We start from the raw sequence: 17579 nt of genomic DNA, 5'->3' as shown, positions 1-17579 counted from the left end.
GTCATAGGTTAGGGCTGTATTTTAAGCGAGAGACACTAGCCGATTGTGGTCTAAAAATCAAAATGAATCTGGGGCATAAAAAAGTCGCCCGTAGGCGACTTGATGTTAAAGACTTAAGGCTTACTCAACCTGCCAATCAATGGCTTCACCTGCACGAATCGGCACTACGTTAGTGTCGCCCAGCGGGTAAGTTGCAGGGACATTCCATGGTTTTTTCACTAGCGTGATCGTGTCGGCGTTACGTGGCAGATTGTAAAAATCTGGGCCATTGAAGCTTGCAAATGCTTCGAGTTTATCTAGCGCATTCACCGATTCGAAGGCTTCGGCATATAGCTCAATTGCGGCGTGGGCCGTGTACGAACCCGCGCAGCCACAGGCGGCTTCTTTCTTATCTTTAGCGTGGGGCGCCGAATCTGTGCCTAAGAAGAACTTCTTGCTACCGCTTGCTGCAGCGGCCAATAACGCCTGCTGGTGGGTATTGCGTTTTAAAATCGGTAGGCAGTAAAAATGTGGGCGAATACCGCCCGCCAGCATATGGTTGCGGTTATACAGCAAATGGTGGGCTGTAATAGTCGCGGCCACATTATCAGAGGCTTGGGTGACAAAATCGACCGCATCTTTAGTGGTGATATGTTCAAGCACGATTTTAAGTTCTGGGAAATCGGCAACGATTTTGCTGAGGATATTTTCGATAAAGACGCGCTCGCGGTCGAAAATATCAATCGATGAATCCGTGACTTCACCGTGCACTAAAAACAACATACCGACTTCTTGCATAGCTTCGAGGGCAGGGTAGATGTTCTTCAAATCGGTTACGCCTGAATCCGAGTTGGTCGTCGCGCCCGCAGGGTAGAGCTTCGCGGCGACAATTTTACCCGAAGCTTTGGCTTTGCGGATTTCATCTGGGCTAGTTTTGTCAGTTAAATACAACACCATCAAAGGTTCGAATTGTGAGCCCGCTGGCACCTGCGCTTTAATGCGGTCGTAATAAGTCAGTGCGGTTTCGGTATCGATAGCGGGGGGCACTAAGTTTGGCATGACGATGGCGCGGCCCATATAGCGGCTGATGTCGCGCACGGTATCTTTAAGCTGGGCGCCGTCTCTTAAATGAATATGCCAGTCGTCTGGGCGAGTGATTGTTATTGTGGTCATAGGGTTGGTCTTTTGATCGTTTTTGCTGCGAGGGTGGCAGGATCTTATGTGGCAAGGATTTTACTGTAAAGGGAAACTCGGTAGTTTCGGCCAATAAATCTGTTAGGACATGTAATTGAAACGCTTAGCTGCATGGCTCGCGCTATGTCATCTTTTTTAACATCGGACACTTTTGATTAATCTGCTGCGGACACTTTTCGATTTAACTCCCAGTGTCCGCGGACACTTTTATCAACAAAACAAAGTTAACGTTATGAATAATAATGTGTTTACTGATTTGGCATAGGCTTTGCTATCTCTGTGGTATAGATTTCCAATAGTGTCCGTTGATTGCGCTCCGGCACTGATGATTCCGACAGGGAAGCGAGTAAAGCCATGATTAAAGATACTAGCGGCCAAGATACTGTACTTGTGCCATCGACCACTAAACGTCTTAAGTTACCTCTGTTGATCGGCGGTTGCGCCTTATTAGTCAGCGCCTTAGTGTGGGCGAGCTTGGGCACAGATAGCGTGAGCAAATCCTTAAGCCGCAGCGACATCACTACCGCAACACTCTTTGTTGGAACCTTAACCCGTGATGTTGCGACCACAGGTAAAATTGTGGCGGCGAATGCGCCTATTTTGTATAGCACAGAGGAAGGCACAGTCACTCTGCTGAGTAACCCTGGCGATAGCGTCAATAAAGGCGATGTGGTTGCCAAACTCGATAGCCCAAGATTATCCAATCAGTTGGAGCAGGCTAAGTCGATTTTGGCGGGAATGCAGAGTGCGTTAGAGCGCGCCAAGTTGGACGCCAGACGCGGTCAACTGCAAGTGAATCAAACCTTAGACATGGCCGCGGTTGACCTAGAAGCCGCCAACAGAGAACGTCGCCGTGGTGAGTTGTTAATTAAAAATAAGCTGATCAGCGAAATCGATTACGAAAAAGGCAAAGACGAATTACACAAGGCTAAACTCAAGTTTGCCCATGCCGAGCAGGAAGTCGCGTTAACAAAAGACACCCTGACCTTCGAAGTTAAAAACAAAGCCTTAGAGGTCGAGCGCCAAACCCTTGCGGTGCACGAACTCGAACGCCAAGTTGAGGCTCTGAATATCAAAGCCCCCGTTGGCGGCATTATCGGCAACTGGATCACCGAGCAGAAAACCCGCCTTAGCGCTAATCAACCGATTCTAACCGTTGTGGATTTAAGCGCCTATGAGGCCGAACTTGCGGTGCCAGAGTCCTACGCCGACGATTTGGGTTTAGGGATGGAGGTTGAGCTCAGTTTCGGCAGCGTGAAGTTAATGGGCAAGTTATCGTCCATCTCCCCCGAAGTACGTAACCGTGAAGTGACCGCAAGAGTGCAGTTCGTTCAAGATAACAGCTTGAAACTGCGTCAGAACCAACGTATCTCCGCCCGAGTCTTGTTAGAGCACAGACCCGATGTGTTGATGGTGAAACGCGGCGCCTTTATGACTAGCGGTGGTGGCAATGAGGCTTACCAAATTGAAGGCGATTTAGCCAGCCGCCGCGAGATCAAACTCGGCAGTACCAGCCTGAGCCAAGTCGAAGTGCTGGATGGCGGTAAAGCCGGAGACGAGTGGGTGATATCCAGTGTCGAGCCCTTTAACCACGCCGAACAGGTCAGGATTCATTGATGACCGATATTCGTAAATTACTAAATAACCAATCTGATGAATTTAACAGCGCAGTGATCAAGGTGAATGACGAAACCTGCTGCGACATGGACAAGAATAGGAGCCGAATATGCGTGATAAACAATTTGATTTCAGCGTGTTGATGTCATCAAAAATGTTTGGCGTGTTGGCCTTACTGCTGCTGGTGGTCGCGGTGGAGTTGAGTATCGGTGAAGCCAATAGCTGGTTTTTCCTTGGACTGAATTTGCTGGAATGGACCAATCCATTGGATGAGGTTCGCCAAGTGGGTGAGGTTTCGGTCGAAAGTGCCGACCTTATATTGGGCGTTTTTGTGTGGCTTTTAGAATCTGTCGTTGAGCTCTTTTTCGGCTGATGACGCTGCCATGCATTGAGTCGTTTAGATGCAGCGTAAAATCGATTTGATTATTTTAAGGAAATTAACATGTTATCAATGAAGAGTGTGAGCAAGGTTTTTAAAACGGATTTAGTGGAAACCCACGCCCTGCGCGATTTTAACCTCGAAGTGAATGAAGGCGAGTTTGTCGCGGTCACGGGTCCTTCTGGCTCAGGTAAAACGACTTTTTTAAATATCGCGGGTTTGCTCGAAGGTTTTACCCACGGTGACTATTTTCTCGATGGCATTAACGTGTCTAACCTGAGCGATAACAAGAGCGCTGCTATCCGTAACGAGAAAATCGGCTTTATCTTCCAAGGCTTTAACTTAATTCCCGACCTTAACTTGGCAGAAAATATCGAAGTGCCGCTGCGCTACCGTGGTTTTAATGCCAAGGAACGCCAACGCCGCGTACAGCAGGCATTAGAACAAGTGGGTTTAGCTTCACGACTCAAGCATTTTCCCACTCAGCTTTCGGGCGGACAGCAACAAAGGGTGGCGATTGCCCGTGCATTAGCCGGTGAACCCCGCTTCCTGCTCGCCGATGAACCGACTGGTAACCTCGACAGCTTAATGGCGCGCCAAGTGATGGAATTACTTGAAAATATCAACCAAGCGGGCACGACTATTATCATGGTGACCCATGACCCTGAACTCGCTCGCCGCGCCCAGCGCAATATTCAAATTGTCGACGGTCAAGTGTGTGATTTTACTATGTATCAGCCCCATGGCAGTGTACAAACTGTGGCGACCCCGCACCCATTAGACAAACTTGTCGCCAACGCCGACCGTTAAGGATATGCATTATGTTCTTTTATTATGTTGATTTAGCTTGGCGCAGCATTAAGAAAACCCCAGTGCTGTCGCTGTTGATGGTGTTGGCGATTTCGATTGGTATTGGTATCACGATTACTACGTTAAACGTGTACAAGATGATGTCATTTAATCCTGCGGGTGAACGCTCAGATGAGTTAAATGCGGTACAGCTTTGGAGCCAAGGTCCCGATTCTTGGGATGAGCTTAACTCGTTAGTGACTTATCAAGATGCGATGAATTTGCGTAACAATACCTTACCTAAACGCCAAGCGGCGATGTTTCGTACTGGGATGGCTGTGCAAACGGAGGATGCTAATTTTGCGCCTATTTTAGAAAGCATTCGAGTGACAGATAGCGACTTTTTTAAGCTGTTTGACGTGCCATTTTTGTACGGTAATGCGTGGGATAAATACGTCGACACTGAACCTGCTTATCAAGTGGTGATTAACGATAAACTCAATCAAAAGTTGTTTGCGGGTCAAAACAGTGTTGGCAAAGTTATCTATCTTAATCGTAAACCTTATCAAGTGGTTGGGGTGATTGATGCTTGGGATCCCCAGCCTAAATACTATGATCCCAACAATGGCGCCTTTATCGAGTCGGAACCGATTTTTATCCCCTTTTCGCTGACGCCTATTGAAGAGTTTGCTCTCTGGGGCAACGCCATGGGTTGGAAGTTTGAGTCGGTGCAAAGCCACCAAGATCGGCTTAACTCTGAACAAGTGTGGTTGCAGTATTGGGTTGATTTGCCAAATAAAGACGCAGTAACCAGTTACCGTTCTTGGCTCAGCAATTATGTGGCGGAGCAAAAAGCTCTAGGCCGTTTTACGGATAATAAATCTGCCGCCGACTCAGTCAAAGTATCCGATGTCGCGACTTGGCTTGAATACAATCATGTGGTGCCCGAAGACAATAAAATCTTGGTTGGCTTGAGTGCACTATTTTTAAGTGTTTGTTTAGTCAATATATTAGGTTTAATGCTGACAAAGTTCCTCAAGCGAGCGCCCGAGGTGGGAGTACGCCGGGCAATTGGCGCTAGCCGTGGTCAAATCTTCGCTCAATATATGGTTGAAGTGGGCATGATTGGTTTATTCGGTGGTTTGCTGGGACTTGCTTGGGCCTACGCGTCACTTTACGGCTTATCGGCCCAGTTTGAGGTCGCGAAGGATTTAACCCATTTATCGGCGAGTATGTGGATTATCACCCCAAGTATTGCGGTAGGCACAGCCTTGATGGCTGGCTTGTATCCCGCGTGGGTGGTGTGCCGGACTAAACCTAGCGTTTATCTGAAAAGCCAGTAAGGGACTCATTATGTTGCATATTAAACCTATTCTCAGCAGTTTATTGCGCAGTAAAAGTGGCCCAGTCTTACTGCTTATTCAGATTATCTTGTCTGTGGCAATTGTGGCGAATGCGAGCTTTATTATTCAAGAGCGTTTAGCCCTGATGCAGCGTGATTCGGGAGTCGAAGAGTCAGAGGTCTTGACCTTTAGCTTGTACAACTTTGATCCATTGATAGATAAAACCGCGCAAAACAAAATTGATCAGCAAATTTTGCGGGGGCTGCCCAGTGTGATTGCTGCCACCTCGACCAATATGTTGCCTTTGAGCGGGGGAGGCAGCACGAGCACCTTAAACCTAGGACCCGATCCGGATAATACTAAAACGACAGCGGCATTTTCCATGTATTTAGGCACAGAACACACCATTGAGACCTTAGGCCTTAGCTTGATCGAGGGGCGCAACTTCTATCCCCACGAAGTTAAAGGTGATCTCAAGATCCCGAGTCGATTAGCGATCATCTCCAGGGCGGCAGCTCAAGCTGCCTGGCCGGGTGAGTCCGCTCTGGGCAAGGTGTTGTACGAGGGCAATATGGTTCAAATGACTGTGATTGGGGTGGTCGATAAACTGCAAGGGGTTGGTGTTGACAGCTCAGCCCTCGAATACAGTGTGATTCAAAATGTGGATTATGGCGGCCGTCAGTATATGGTACGGGCTAAGCCTGAGTTTCACGCCGAGCTTAAAGACGCGATAAAAAAAGCGCTGCTGGCCGAGAATCCAAATCGAGTTCTCGATGGATTTAAGTCAATCGAGGCCATAAAAGATAGGTCATACCGAGATCATAAATTGATGATTACTGTGTTAACTATGATGGTGGTGTTGTTATTGCTTATCACCTCGCTCGGTTTAACGGGCATGGTGATGTTTAATATCCAGCGCCGCACTAAGCAGATAGGTACCCGCCGTGCATTGGGGGCTAAAAAGCGCGATATTATCAGTTACTTCCTCGTGGAGAATTATTTGATTTGCTTAGCGGGAGGCGTGCTTGGCGGCTTGTTAGCGATACAGTTAGGCCAACAGTTAATGAAAATCTATAGCTTGCCTATGTTGGACTTAAGCTACCCACTAATTACTGTGGCAGGTTTGTTTATTGTCACCACGTTAGCGGTTTACTTGCCAGCGCGTAAGGCGGCAAATATTTCGCCAGCAACCGCAACTCGCAGCGTATAGCGGAATATTTGATGTTACTCAAGGTACGATAAAAGCTCGACAAAAGTGCGATAACAATAGGATGTTATTGCACTTTTTGTTACTTTACGGTTAACAGTTTTACTTAGGACAACACTCACACTTATGGATACTATCCTTATCGTCGATGACAATCATGCCATCTGCCAAGCCCTAGGTTTGATGCTAGAACTCAATGATTATCGGGTGCTGATTTGCAATAGCCCAGAGGACGCTCTTGGGTTATTGACGACACAAGATGTGGATTTAGTGATCCAAGATATGAACTTTACTCGGGATACCACCTCAGGTGAGGAAGGTCGGCAGCTGTTTTACGCCCTGCGCGAACGCCAAGGGGATTTGCCGATTATTTTGATGACGGCGTGGACCCAGCTCGAAACCGCAGTTGAATTAGTCAAAGCGGGCGCTGCCGATTATATGGGCAAACCTTGGGATGACGCTAAGCTACTCAATAGCATCACTAATCTGATTGCGCTTTATAAACTCTCCCGTGCTAACCATCGTCTCGAGCGGGTGAATCATCAACGCCAAGTGGCGATCGCCGATGCGGATCTCTGCGGTATTGTCTTTGGTAGCGGTGCTATGCAGCGTTGTATTGACTTAGCCTTGCAACTGGCACGCTCCGATGTATCGGTCTTGATCACTGGCCCCAATGGCGCGGGAAAAGACAAACTCGCCGATATTCTCCACGCCAATTCACCCTTAAAAAACAAACCTTTCATCAAGGTCAATGTCGGTGCCTTGCCGATGGATTTATTAGAGGCCGAGCTGTTTGGTGCCGAGGCGGGCGCTTTTACTGGCGCGACTAAAGCGCGTATTGGTCGCTTTGAAGCGGCCGACGGCGGCACACTGTTTTTAGATGAAATCGGTAACTTGCCGTTATCTGGCCAAGTAAAACTGCTGCGCGTGTTGCAAACCGGTGAATTTGAACGCTTAGGAAGCCATAAAACCCAAAAAGTGAAAGTGCGGGTGATCAGCGCGACCAATGCGGATCTGGCCCAAGATATTGCCGAAGGGCGATTCCGTGAGGATTTGTTTTACCGCTTAAATGTTATCGAACTGGCGTTGTCGCCACTGAATCAACGCACCGATGATATTTTGCCTTTAGTACAGCATTTTATCGGTAGCGATTTTAGCTTGAGTAAGCCCGCATTGCAGGCGTTGTTGCACCATCGCTGGCCGGGTAATGTGCGTGAGCTGGAAAACGCCTGTAAGCGAGCGGTATTGTTGGCGCAAAGCCATGTGCTGACTGAAGCTAACTTTGGTTTAGCACCTGTCGTGAGTGCTGCAAGAGCTGCGACTTCCCATATTTCGGCAGCTTCTGCGCCGCGACACTTAGAGCAGCGACAGTCCGAACCGCGCAGCTTTGAACAGAGACAATCTGATCCTCAGCCCGTTTATGTGCCAAGTTCTAATCCCACTAATGCCACTTTTTCTGATAGATCTGCCCGCGACCAAACACAGTCGGCTAATGAGGCGATAGAAGTGAGTCGAGAAGATATCGAAGCGGCGCTAAAACAGCACCATGGCGTGATTGCTCGGGTCGCCAAAGCGCTTGGGCTCAGTCGTCAGGCGCTGTATCGGCGCATGGATAAGTTTGGTTTAGATAAGTCATAGGCCAAGTGCAGATGCTAGTTTGTAGCTTTTAGGCAACAGCTTCTAGGCAACAGATACTAAGTCTCAGATACTAGGTCACAGATTCTAAGCTTCAGCTTCTAGGCGAGAGAAAGGCAATCGATTAAGGAATGTCAGTGTTAATCCGAACTAAAATTATCATTTATTCAATGGTTTGCTGCGCATTTGGCGTCTTGCTTAGTTTTGCCTTGGTGAAATATATCTCACCTGAAACTTCGGCTGTCGCCACATCTAAGGCAATCGAAATCCCCGATGTGAATGTACAACTCGACTTTGCTGATCTGGAAAAAACCACTGCTGCCATTGAGCTTGCCCTTAAAAATACTGAACAATTGCAGCTAGCGGCAGCAATGCAAGCGCGCCAGAGGACCGAGCAGATTAAGGCTGAACTGCAAAAACTTGAACAACTTAAGCAAGAACAGTTACAAATAAAACTCTTCAAGTTAGAACAACTTAAAGAAGGGCAGTTTAATTTCAGCGCCCATATTGCAGAGCCTTTACGTGTAGAACCGCTCTCGATTTTACCGCCCAAAGCCCCAGCATCCCCTGTGGCACCCACTGAAATAGCAGAGATCGAGCGAGTCTCGAGTTTAACCTTAGGTGAAGGTTTACTGGTGTTATTGCTCGCTTGTGGCGCGTGTGGCCTAAGTGTCGCTTGGTTAACACGGCATCTGGGTCGTAGCTTGGATTCCCTCGAAATAGGTCTGCTGAACTTTAGCGATAATGATTTTAGTGTGAGTATTCCAGAACATGGTGAAGGTCAGCTACAAACCTTGGCCCAGTTATTTAATTATTCTGCGGCAAAATTGCGCCAAGAAAGACAATACATTTACCAGCGCGAGTTGTTGCTGGATAAGGTGATCCAAAGTTCTCCTATTGTGATGTTATTGCTCGATGATCATCAGCGCTTAATTTACGCCAACGACGCCGCGCGGCATTTATTCCATCGAAAAGGCAAAATGGAAGGCGCCAGCTTAGACGAATTGCTGGTGGACTTACCTGAGGCATTGGCCTTAGCGCTGGCCCATGACAAGAGTGGGCTTTTTGCCATAGGTGAAGACGATGTGGAAACTTGGCATTTGAGTCGTGGTCAATTTTTATTGAACAACCAACAACATAACTTAATTTTACTTAAACAGATGACCCGCGAGCTTAATCGTCAAGAGGTGGCAGTGTGGAAGAAAGTGATCCGCATTATTAGCCATGAACTCAATAACTCAGTGGCGCCCATCGCCTCTATGGTGAACTCGGGGCGTTTACTGACTAAAGATCTGGATAATCCAAAACTTAAGCTGATTTTCGATACCATAGAGAATCGCACTGGCCATCTGAGTCAGTTTATCTTCAACTATGCCCGCTTTGCTAAGTTGCCGCTCCCGCAGCGGCGTCAGGTGAATTGGACGCAATTTGCGACCCAGTTAACCCAGCATTATCCCTTTAAACTTAGGCATGATTTGCCTGAGGTTGATGGTTATTTCGACCAAGGACAGATGGAGCAAGTGCTACTCAACTTGCTTAAAAACGCCCATGAATCGGGTTCAAACCCTGAGGATGTCACCCTGTCGATTCGGCAACAAACCTTAGTGGATGGTGCAGGTTTTAGCATTGCGATCGAGGATCGCGGTACTGGCATGTCAGGCGAAGTTTTAGAGCAAGCGTTGTTGCCGTTTTACTCGACTAAACAATCGGGTACAGGGCTTGGTTTACCTCTGTGCCGTGAAATTATTGAAGCCCATGATGGCAGTATTAGTATGCACAATCGCAGTGACGGTGGCCTGTTGGTTCGGCTATGGTTGCCACAATAATCCCCATGCCTTGTATCAATACCGCAATGCGACCTTAGGGTCGCATTTTTATTGCCTCTTGATCCGTTCGTTTGCCCTATGACTCTTGCCTTAATCGCCTCTTAGCGTATTAGCCAAATGGGCTATTTTTGCCTTTTTACCTTAGCTCTTCGGGCTAATTTGCCCCCCAGCGTAATGACGGGGGATCTTCAACCCTGTTAACCTGCTTTATCGAAAATTGACGCTAAAACTCCCGTTGTTAAAACGGAGGTTAGCGGCGGTTTTAAGGTTCGATTAAAAGGTAAAGGAGGGATAAGTGAAACAGTTAAAACAGCGTCTGCTTACTTACGTTTTATGTCCATTCCTGCTGCTGGCTTCCCCTATCACTCTTGCCGACAACGACATTGAAATTAGTGGCTTAGTGATAGATAGAACCTTGACTCGGTTTGGTAAGGATTTTGGCTTCTACTACTCAAGCTATTGGCGCGAGCTGCCCTTTACCCAAGGCTTTAACGTGACCTTGTATGAGACAGTGTTTCCGCAGGCGGGGACGGTTTTAAGCTTAGAAGTCAACGGAACACGGATTTACACTACCCATTTTGGTCGTCGTGCAAATCCGGTTAAAGAGAGTGCAGAGCAGGCGATTTTGATCACGATTGATTATTTAGCGCAAGTCAGAGCCAATGCAATAACAGGTGATTTTTCAGGAACATCGGACGATTTTTAGGATAATAATAATGACATACAGGACGTTACTTGCCCTTGTCACGCTATGTGTGGCAAGCAGTGGCCAAGCCACTGAATTGATCTATACGCCAGTGAACCCCAGCTTTGGCGGCAATCCACAAAATGGGGCTTTCTTATTAAATAAAGCCCAGGCCCAGAATGACAATAAATCTACCTCTACCGAGAAGGACTTTGTCACCCGTTTTAAAGAATCCCTAGAGCGTAATATCATTAACTCGATCACCCGTGGCGTCGCCGATGGTGAAATTACCGACGGTGTTTACGATACAGGTGATTTTCGGATTGAAGTGGCTTCTACGGGAAATGGCGTGATGCTAACTATTACAAATACTGAAACCGGTGAAGTCACTGTGATTGAAATGCCAACATTCGGAGGAGTCAACTAATGGCCCGTCTAGTGTTAGTGAGTTTATTACTGTTAAGCATGTCGGCCTGTAGCTTGATCCCCAAACCCGATTTGAATATCACGCCTGCCGAGGTTAACCCCTTGAGTGAAGTGATGCGTGGGCTGCAAACTCAACCTGGACCTAAGTTTCCTATTCCAGTTGCTGTGTATTCCTTTCGCGATCAAACTGGCCAATATAAACCACAGGCGAACGTGAGTTCGTTTTCGACCGCCGTGACTCAGGGCGCAACCTCTATGTTGATGCAGACCTTGCTCGATTCTAAATGGTTTACCCCAGTGGAACGTGAAGGGCTACAAAACCTGCTGACCGAGCGCAAAATTAGTAATAAACAGAGCGGTACTAAGGGCGATGAAGTGCCCGTATTATCCACCGCCAGATTGTTACTCGAAGGTGGCGTCATTAGCTATGAGACTAACACCAGCACAGGCGGTAGCGGTGTCGAATACTACGGCATTGGCGCTTCGGAAATGTATCGTGAAGATCAGGTGACCATTTATCTGCGCGCCGTCGATGTGCACACAGGTAAAGTGATGATGTCGGTTTCGACCAGCAAACGTGTTTTATCCCAAGAAATGCGCGCTGGCTTGTTCCGTTACACCAGTTTAAATCGCCTTGCTGAGGCAGAAATCGGTTTTACCACTAACGAGCCAGTACAGTTTTGCGTGTTGCAAGCCATTGAATTAGCGGTCGCTGAGCTGATTGATAAGGGCATTAAGCAAGGCTACTGGAGTCCAACTCAAGTCACCCAGCCAGTAGAGAAAGCGCAGGAATTGAGTCAAAGTTAGACGTTAGACGTTAGACGTTAGACGTTGGAGTTAGATATCGCAGAAAGCAGGCCTCTGCTTTATCTCTTAGTCACTATCTGTGTGAAGACGTAAAAGAAAACCGAGCCAGTTAAACTGACTCGGTTTTTTATTGGATTAAATTCTGCAGTGGGTGGGCGTTTGCTGTGCTGTGGGTAGTGTATTGTGTGGTGTTAGTCTGCTTGCATGGCCTTCCAAAACAGTTCAAAACTGGCATCGCGGTACGTTTTATTCGTGCCTAAGTGCGGGTTATCAATAAAAAATCGGGTTGCCGCTAGGTATTGGCCATGGCAGTTTTCTAGCATCAGCTCCAGCGGATAGTGGGCGATTAATCCCTCTATTTGTCCTTGCTTAATCAGCTCGCTAATAAAGCCTAAGATGCTGTTCATCGCCTGATCGCGCACCTTAGCGGCAATCATGGGCGACATTGAATATTGCTGAAAAAACAGCTGTTTGACAGGGTTATCCAGCGACCAATCAATCGCACTTTGCCATAGTTGTAGGGCATTGAGCTTTAGATCGCTGCCATTATGAGTGTTCAACAGCAAGGCATCGGCAAACTCTTGTTTTATGGTAAGAAATAAAGATTCCATCAAGGCTTCCTTGGAAGGAAAATGATGGAACAAGGTGCCCGTTGCTACACCTGCTTGCTTAGCTATCGAAGCGGTGGACGTGCCATGAAATCCTTGGCTGACAAAGAGCGCTAAGGCAGTGTCGAGAATGGCTTGGCGTTTATCTGTCATGGTTTTAATGGCTTGCGTTGTTGATGGCTGATTCAAGAGTTATCCCCCAGTGACTAGCGCAAAAATAGCTTCATTAAGATGCGCTGGATAACAGTGCCGTAGGGCGGGTGCACAAATTTGCCTGTGTTGAATCGGCCTCGGCTAAGCACAGTTTTAGCGTGGCTGAAGGTTAAAAAACCTTCCTTGCCATGGTAATGCCCCATTCCCGACGGGCCGATTCCGCCAAAGGGCGCATCGTCAGCGGCGACATGAAACACGGTTTCGTTAATGCACACACCGCCAGAATGAGTCTGTTGGAGGATTTTTTGCTGACTTTTCTCATCGAAACTCATCACATACAGCGCTAGCGGTCTTGCTCTCTGGTTGATGTATTGAATAGCTTCATCTAAGGAGTCGTAACCAATGATCGGCAGTAATGGACCAAAGATTTCCTCTTGCATTAATAGCATATCTTCACAGGTATTCGTGATTAGCTGAGTTGCGAGTTTGCGATGTTGGCTATCTATGGCTTCGTCCGTCGCCGAAATAATATGGGCACCTTTAGCTTTCGCATCTTCGAGCACTGTCATAAGGCGGTCAAACTGACGGGTATTAATGATGCTGCCATAGTCTTTGTTGTGGTTTATCGCGCCGTACATGGCATTAAATTTAGCTTGGTAGGCGGCAATAAATTCATCCACTTGGGCTTTAGGGCATAGAACATAATCGGGTGCCACACAGATTTGTCCGGCATTCAAACACTTACCATAAATCATTCGTTCTACTGCTATCTCAAGCGGCATATCGGGGGCGATAATGACTGGCGATTTACCGCCCAGTTCGAGTGTCACTGGGGTGAGATTATTGGCCGCGGCGCGCATCACATGGCGGCCAACTGTGGTGGAGCCGGTAAAGAGTAAATGATCGAAGGGCAGGGCTGAAAATGCGGCGGCAACATCGGCCTCACCTTCAACGACTGCCACGTGTGACTCATCGAAGACGTGTGCCAGTAGTTGTTTAATCACTTGGTTGGTCGCAGGGGTAAATTCAGACAATTTGAGCATGGCGTGATTACCCGCGGCGATGGCGGTCACTAGCGGGCCAATCGACAGCATGACGGGGAAATTCCACGGCACGATAATGCCGATAACCCCTAAAGGCTGATAATGCACTGTGACTTTGGCTGGGGCGAGCAAAAGCCCCGCATGGCGAGCGCTGGGCTTGAGCCATTTTTTTAGATTTTTCAAACTGTAATTGATGTTGTTGATGACAGGCATAATGTCTGAGATCAGGCTGTCATCAATCGATCTATGGCCATAGTCTTGGCTTAAGGCTTCGACTAAGGGCGTTTTAAATTGCAGTATGGCCGCTTTAAGTCGAGTTAATTGCTCCACTCGCGTAGCGTAATTCGGATTCGGCGCCGCTAAATAACTGCTGCGTTGGCGCTGGAGCAACTGAGTCAGTGGCGAGGCATTAAGGTGTTCGGTGGCCATATTCATAGTGGTTGCTCCAAGCGAGATTATAGGCTGAGTCTTATTCGGCACTTTAGTTAAGGTTTAATCTTAACGATTGAACCTGTTATTAAACAAAGACAGATAAATAAGTACCGACTGATTAGTCGGTTTATCCTAGCTTGCTTAGTGAGATGGTGCAAGGTATCTGGTGTATTTTTGAGCAAGATCACGGCTTGTTGTGGCGTTAGCTTTTACACTAAATCAAGGGTTGTTACATAAGGAGTATGTATGGCATTGTTAAAGCACGGAATTTCAATTGGTATTGAACGCTATGGTGATGATGATTTTTTCGTTGCCTTTAAAGCTATCGGTACCTTAACTCATCACGACTACGAGATGATGGTGCCTGTGTTGGAGTCGGCACTGGCAGGCGTAAAAGATCCCGATATCTTCGCTTTAGTGGATGTGACTGAGTTAGATGGCTTGGAGTTACAGGCCGCTTGGGATGATCTCAAACTTGGGGTGAAGCATATTCGTCATTTCGAGAAGATTGCCATAGTCGGTAAGACGACTCTGCAGGAAGTGCTGGCTAAATTGGCAAACTGGTTTACGCCTGCTGAGGTCAGGTTTTTTGTTGATAATGGCGACGCCGTTGCTTGGTTAAAAGACTAGTTGCTCAGCAATCCATTTGCGCCATAGAAGGAGTACAGATTATGCGTACAGGTCAAATACTCTGGCCCACAGATTTTTCGGAAACTGCGGCCCATGCACTGAGTTATGCCATTGAAATGGCTAATCTATACCATGTAGGACTAAAAATTTTACACGTGGTTGAACAGCCGCTCGGCGATGAAAACTTTATGATTTTATCGATCACTCCTGAAGAGCTGGCGAAGAGCATGGAGGAAGCGGCAGCAACCAAGATGCAGGCGCTGTTAGAAGGGTTAAACACTGAACTTTCCATCACGACCTTGATCCGCCGCGGCGATCCTGTGTATCAGATTTTAGAAGAGGCCAACAGTAAAGATATTGGCATGGTAGTGATAGCGAGCCATGGCCGAACTGGGATTTCGCATTTTTTACACACCAATGTCGCAGAAGCGGTAGCTAACGGTGCGGCTTGTCCTGTGCTGGTGGTGAAGTAAGTGAGTTAGTGGCTTGACTTAATAAATCCAAAGGACGCTTATTGCGTCCTTTCTTTTTGATTGATAAAGAATAATTAATTGAAATGGGTACGCAAGAAGCATAGCTAACTGCTATAAAATAGTGGTATTTTGACTTTAATAGATAGCCTGATTAAAACTCAAATGATGGATAAGCTTATGCGTACTCAAGAAGTGTTATGCCCTACGGATTTTTCCTCCACCGCAGCCCATGCGCTCAAATATGCGGTTGAAATGGCTAATCTTTATCATGTCGATATTCGATTATTGCATGTGACAAGCCCAGCCCGTGGCGCCCATTGCTATGGTATTGCGGTCGATATTCCCGCCACATTGGAAAATGAACTTCAAGCCTTTGTCGATGCAAAAATGCAAAGTTTGCAGCAGGAAATGCAGCAAGATCTCAACGAGGGACTCAATATTAAGCTAGTGGTGCGCCATGGTGATGCTATCGATGAGATTTTAGCGGAAGCCGTCGATGTCGGCATGGTGGTGATTGCCAGTCACGGCAGCAGTGGTTTAGCGGATTTTTTAAAGCCCCATGTGACACAAGATATTGTTAAGTATGCTAAGTGCCCTGTGCTGGTGGTGAAATAAAGCTTAGATATATAGGTTGAAGTAAAGAGCTTTAGATAAAGCTCTTTGAGAAAACCTAGTAGGAATCATTTTTTATTATTTTAGGTTCAGTTAGCTTGTTTGACACATCGGCTTCATTTTCAAATGACATCAGGCGTCGATACTTTTCCTGCAAGGCCACTAAGCCCCCATCTTGGGTAATTTGTTTGAGTCCAGCATTAAAATCATCCCGAATTTGTTCACTGAGAAAGGCAAACTTGTATTCTGTTGGTGGGAATATTTGGTGGCAAATGGCCTGTTGTGTTGAATCTTTCTCAGTGAGTTTCCCCTCAAGGTAGGCCTGCTTTAAGTAGTATTTGAAGATATTTTTATCCATCACCACGACATCGGCCCTGTGTTTCATCAGCATATAAACTTGCTGCACTTGCCTCGCTTGTTCTTGGTAGCCGCTATTAGCCTTAGCCATTTTGGCAAATTCTTCCCCTAATAACGATGATGCGCGCTGAAAGGAGACGACTTGTTTGTTGTTTAAATCGTCTATGTTATTGATAGTAAAATGATTGGCTTCGAGGCTAATGGCGCAGTTTTGGTAGGTTATCGCAACATTGGAGTAAAAGACGTTGTCGATCATGCCATCTTTAATGTTGATGATACCATCGAGTTTACCTTCCCTGAGTTCATGGAAAGTGCGTGCTAGAGGTAAGTAGTGGATAGAAGCAGTATGCCCTTTAACGGCGAGGGCTTGGTTAAGTAATTCGAGTTCGAGCCCGCTATTGGTTTCTTGGATAACATAAGGGGGGATAGACAGACTGACGCCTATCTTAATTTCTGCCGCTTGGCCGAGCTGAGCGCCGCATAAGGTGAGTAACCCCATCAATTTAAAGCGGTTACGACGAGCCACTGAGCTATTTGGCTTATTTAGATTATGCGCCATAAGTTACCAACACCTCCGCGGTACACACTTGCAACTGTGTTTGACACTCGTCAGTCTTTCCATGACTCGATTGAATAAGTGTAGTGTGTCTGTGAACTCAGCACGGCTTTATTTATCCAAATACGCTAAAGAATGAGCGAATTAAAAGGATGAGCCAGGTTCACGCAGAAAGGCAATTTCCTCTGCTGTCGATTCTCTGCCTAAGATGGCGTTTCTATGTGGATAGCGACCAAATCTGTCGATAATTGCCTTATGTTTCAGTTCAAACGCTAAGTTTCCTATCGCCGCTTCGCGGTTAAACAGTTTAACCGCGACTTGATGGATCATGGCCGACTCGCTGTGCATATAGGGCATAAAGAGAAAGGGCACTTGTTTAGGTTTAACTGCTAAATCAACCTGTTGGGCAACGGCTTCTTGGGCGAGCACTAAGGCGATGGCATCGGCTTCGAAAGCGGCAGGCGTATCACGGTAAATATTACGGGAGAATTGGTCGAGTACTATGATCTCCGCTAATCGGCCTTGGGGCGTGACTCGCCAATGGGAAAGCTCCCCACGTTTAGCTTGAGCTAATATGTCCCCAAAGCGCTGTTTGATTTGTTCATCAAATTCAACATCTTTAATCCACCAAAGCTTTGGCTCAATTTCTTCAAACCAAAATGTCAGTATTTGATCGGCTGTAATTGTCTGGCTCATCTTAGCGTTCCCTCATAGGTGGTGAGTGACATTACAAATAACAGTTGTTGGGGGAGGATGACAAGTCGTTTCGCTTGATTTAGGGGGAGATTGGTTATCTGCGGAGCTTGTCGCGTGGCGTAAGTATTTAGT

At 47.0% G+C, this 17579-nt stretch carries 18 protein-coding genes; 13 read left to right on the top strand and 5 right to left on the bottom strand.

Annotated elements, in window-relative coordinates; genetic code table 11:
* Window positions 1-120 precede the first annotated feature (120 nt).
* Window positions 121-1152: a dihydroorotase gene (pyrC, locus tag Q4Q57_RS02455; protein ID WP_107402502.1), complete on the bottom strand. Its 1032-nt coding sequence runs from the start codon at window positions 1150-1152 to the stop codon at window positions 121-123.
* Between the two features lie 375 nt (window positions 1153-1527).
* Between pyrC and Q4Q57_RS02450 the strand changes: the two genes are divergently transcribed.
* The 10 genes from Q4Q57_RS02450 (at window position 1528) to Q4Q57_RS02405 (ending at window position 11887) form a co-directional block, all read left to right on the top strand.
* Window positions 1528-2790, top strand: coding sequence for an HlyD family efflux transporter periplasmic adaptor subunit (locus tag Q4Q57_RS02450; RefSeq protein ID WP_311889588.1), 1263 nt, complete (start codon window positions 1528-1530; stop codon window positions 2788-2790).
* Window positions 2791-2899: 109 nt separating this feature from the next.
* Window positions 2900-3163, top strand: a complete 264-nt coding sequence (locus Q4Q57_RS02445; protein WP_311889587.1) for a hypothetical protein — start codon at window positions 2900-2902, stop codon at window positions 3161-3163.
* A gap of 69 nt (window positions 3164-3232) precedes the next feature.
* The gene (locus tag Q4Q57_RS02440; RefSeq protein WP_311889586.1) at window positions 3233-3979 is read left to right on the top strand and encodes an ABC transporter ATP-binding protein; all 747 of its coding nucleotides are present in this window, start codon (window positions 3233-3235) and stop codon (window positions 3977-3979) included.
* Between the two features lie 11 nt (window positions 3980-3990).
* A complete protein-coding gene (locus tag Q4Q57_RS02435) occupies window positions 3991-5301 on the top strand; it encodes an ABC transporter permease (RefSeq protein WP_311889585.1) in 1311 nt (436 codons plus the stop codon).
* Between the two features lie 10 nt (window positions 5302-5311).
* Entirely contained in the window at window positions 5312-6511 is a 1200-nt protein-coding gene (locus Q4Q57_RS02430) for an FtsX-like permease family protein (protein WP_311889584.1), read from the top strand.
* Between the two features lie 123 nt (window positions 6512-6634).
* Complete coding sequence (locus Q4Q57_RS02425) at window positions 6635-8146, top strand: sigma-54 dependent transcriptional regulator (RefSeq protein ID WP_311889582.1); 1512 nt, start codon at window positions 6635-6637, stop codon at window positions 8144-8146.
* Between the two features lie 134 nt (window positions 8147-8280).
* The gene (locus tag Q4Q57_RS02420) at window positions 8281-9969 is read left to right on the top strand and encodes an ATP-binding protein (RefSeq protein ID WP_311889580.1); all 1689 of its coding nucleotides are present in this window, start codon (window positions 8281-8283) and stop codon (window positions 9967-9969) included.
* 295 nt (window positions 9970-10264) lie between these two features.
* Complete coding sequence (locus Q4Q57_RS02415; protein WP_012088448.1) at window positions 10265-10675, top strand: curli production assembly/transport protein CsgE; 411 nt, start codon at window positions 10265-10267, stop codon at window positions 10673-10675.
* A 10-nt stretch (window positions 10676-10685) separates the two neighbouring features.
* Window positions 10686-11081 (top strand): curli assembly protein CsgF, encoded by a 396-nt coding sequence (locus tag Q4Q57_RS02410; RefSeq protein WP_106649655.1) that lies wholly within the window; start codon window positions 10686-10688, stop codon window positions 11079-11081.
* On the top strand, window positions 11081-11887 hold the full coding sequence (locus Q4Q57_RS02405; protein WP_106649656.1) for a CsgG/HfaB family protein: 807 nt from the start codon (window positions 11081-11083) through the stop codon (window positions 11885-11887). Before Q4Q57_RS02410 ends, Q4Q57_RS02405 begins: the two co-directional genes overlap by 1 nt.
* Window positions 11888-12078: 191 nt before the next feature.
* Here the strand turns inward: Q4Q57_RS02405 and Q4Q57_RS02400 are convergent, their stop codons facing one another.
* Together Q4Q57_RS02400 and Q4Q57_RS02395 are read right to left on the bottom strand one after the other, a co-directional pair.
* The gene (locus Q4Q57_RS02400; RefSeq protein WP_311889575.1) at window positions 12079-12684 is read right to left on the bottom strand and encodes a TetR/AcrR family transcriptional regulator; all 606 of its coding nucleotides are present in this window, start codon (window positions 12682-12684) and stop codon (window positions 12079-12081) included.
* A 17-nt stretch (window positions 12685-12701) separates the two neighbouring features.
* Entirely contained in the window at window positions 12702-14126 is a 1425-nt protein-coding gene (locus Q4Q57_RS02395; RefSeq protein WP_311889573.1) for a coniferyl aldehyde dehydrogenase, read from the bottom strand.
* 243 nt (window positions 14127-14369) lie between these two features.
* Between Q4Q57_RS02395 and Q4Q57_RS02390 the strand changes: the two genes are divergently transcribed.
* The 3 genes from Q4Q57_RS02390 to Q4Q57_RS02380 all read left to right on the top strand — a co-directional run bounded on the left by Q4Q57_RS02390 (window position 14370) and on the right by Q4Q57_RS02380 (window position 15841).
* Entirely contained in the window at window positions 14370-14753 is a 384-nt protein-coding gene (locus Q4Q57_RS02390; RefSeq protein WP_006082808.1) for an STAS/SEC14 domain-containing protein, read from the top strand.
* 41 nt (window positions 14754-14794) lie between these two features.
* Window positions 14795-15226 carry a universal stress protein gene (locus Q4Q57_RS02385; protein ID WP_006085854.1) on the top strand — a complete coding sequence of 144 codons (432 nt, stop codon included), beginning with the start codon at window positions 14795-14797 and terminating at the stop codon, window positions 15224-15226.
* A gap of 177 nt (window positions 15227-15403) precedes the next feature.
* Window positions 15404-15841 carry a universal stress protein gene (locus tag Q4Q57_RS02380; RefSeq protein ID WP_006082806.1) on the top strand — a complete coding sequence of 146 codons (438 nt, stop codon included), beginning with the start codon at window positions 15404-15406 and terminating at the stop codon, window positions 15839-15841.
* 55 nt (window positions 15842-15896) lie between these two features.
* Here the strand turns inward: Q4Q57_RS02380 and Q4Q57_RS02375 are convergent, their stop codons facing one another.
* Together Q4Q57_RS02375 and Q4Q57_RS02370 are read right to left on the bottom strand one after the other, a co-directional pair.
* Entirely contained in the window at window positions 15897-16754 is an 858-nt protein-coding gene (locus Q4Q57_RS02375) for a transporter substrate-binding domain-containing protein (protein WP_311889565.1), read from the bottom strand.
* A 141-nt stretch (window positions 16755-16895) separates the two neighbouring features.
* Window positions 16896-17447 (bottom strand): DUF924 family protein, encoded by a 552-nt coding sequence (locus Q4Q57_RS02370; protein ID WP_311889564.1) that lies wholly within the window; start codon window positions 17445-17447, stop codon window positions 16896-16898.
* Between the last annotated feature and the right edge of the window lie 132 nt (window positions 17448-17579).

It is taken from the genome of Shewanella sp. SP2S2-6 (genome assembly GCF_031931965.1).
Classification (GTDB): domain Bacteria; phylum Pseudomonadota; class Gammaproteobacteria; order Enterobacterales; family Shewanellaceae; genus Shewanella; species Shewanella baltica.
Note: the sequence above shows the minus strand (reverse complement) of the source record. Positions and strands in the feature narration are given on the sequence as shown.

Coding starts and splice junctions, on each gene's coding strand:
- pyrC (WP_107402502.1), bottom strand. CDS start 1,152: ATGACCACAATAACAATCACTCGCCCAGACGACTGGCATATTCATTTA.
- Q4Q57_RS02450 (WP_311889588.1), top strand. CDS start 1,528: ATGATTAAAGATACTAGCGGCCAAGATACTGTACTTGTGCCATCGACC.
- Q4Q57_RS02445 (WP_311889587.1), top strand. CDS start 2,900: ATGCGTGATAAACAATTTGATTTCAGCGTGTTGATGTCATCAAAAATG.
- Q4Q57_RS02440 (WP_311889586.1), top strand. CDS start 3,233: ATGTTATCAATGAAGAGTGTGAGCAAGGTTTTTAAAACGGATTTAGTG.
- Q4Q57_RS02435 (WP_311889585.1), top strand. CDS start 3,991: ATGTTCTTTTATTATGTTGATTTAGCTTGGCGCAGCATTAAGAAAACC.
- Q4Q57_RS02430 (WP_311889584.1), top strand. CDS start 5,312: ATGTTGCATATTAAACCTATTCTCAGCAGTTTATTGCGCAGTAAAAGT.
- Q4Q57_RS02425 (WP_311889582.1), top strand. CDS start 6,635: ATGGATACTATCCTTATCGTCGATGACAATCATGCCATCTGCCAAGCC.
- Q4Q57_RS02410 (WP_106649655.1), top strand. CDS start 10,686: ATGACATACAGGACGTTACTTGCCCTTGTCACGCTATGTGTGGCAAGC.
- Q4Q57_RS02405 (WP_106649656.1), top strand. CDS start 11,081: ATGGCCCGTCTAGTGTTAGTGAGTTTATTACTGTTAAGCATGTCGGCC.
- Q4Q57_RS02395 (WP_311889573.1), bottom strand. CDS start 14,126: ATGAATATGGCCACCGAACACCTTAATGCCTCGCCACTGACTCAGTTG.
- Q4Q57_RS02390 (WP_006082808.1), top strand. CDS start 14,370: ATGGCATTGTTAAAGCACGGAATTTCAATTGGTATTGAACGCTATGGT.
- Q4Q57_RS02385 (WP_006085854.1), top strand. CDS start 14,795: ATGCGTACAGGTCAAATACTCTGGCCCACAGATTTTTCGGAAACTGCG.
- Q4Q57_RS02380 (WP_006082806.1), top strand. CDS start 15,404: ATGCGTACTCAAGAAGTGTTATGCCCTACGGATTTTTCCTCCACCGCA.
- Q4Q57_RS02375 (WP_311889565.1), bottom strand. CDS start 16,754: ATGGCGCATAATCTAAATAAGCCAAATAGCTCAGTGGCTCGTCGTAAC.
- Q4Q57_RS02370 (WP_311889564.1), bottom strand. CDS start 17,447: ATGAGCCAGACAATTACAGCCGATCAAATACTGACATTTTGGTTTGAA.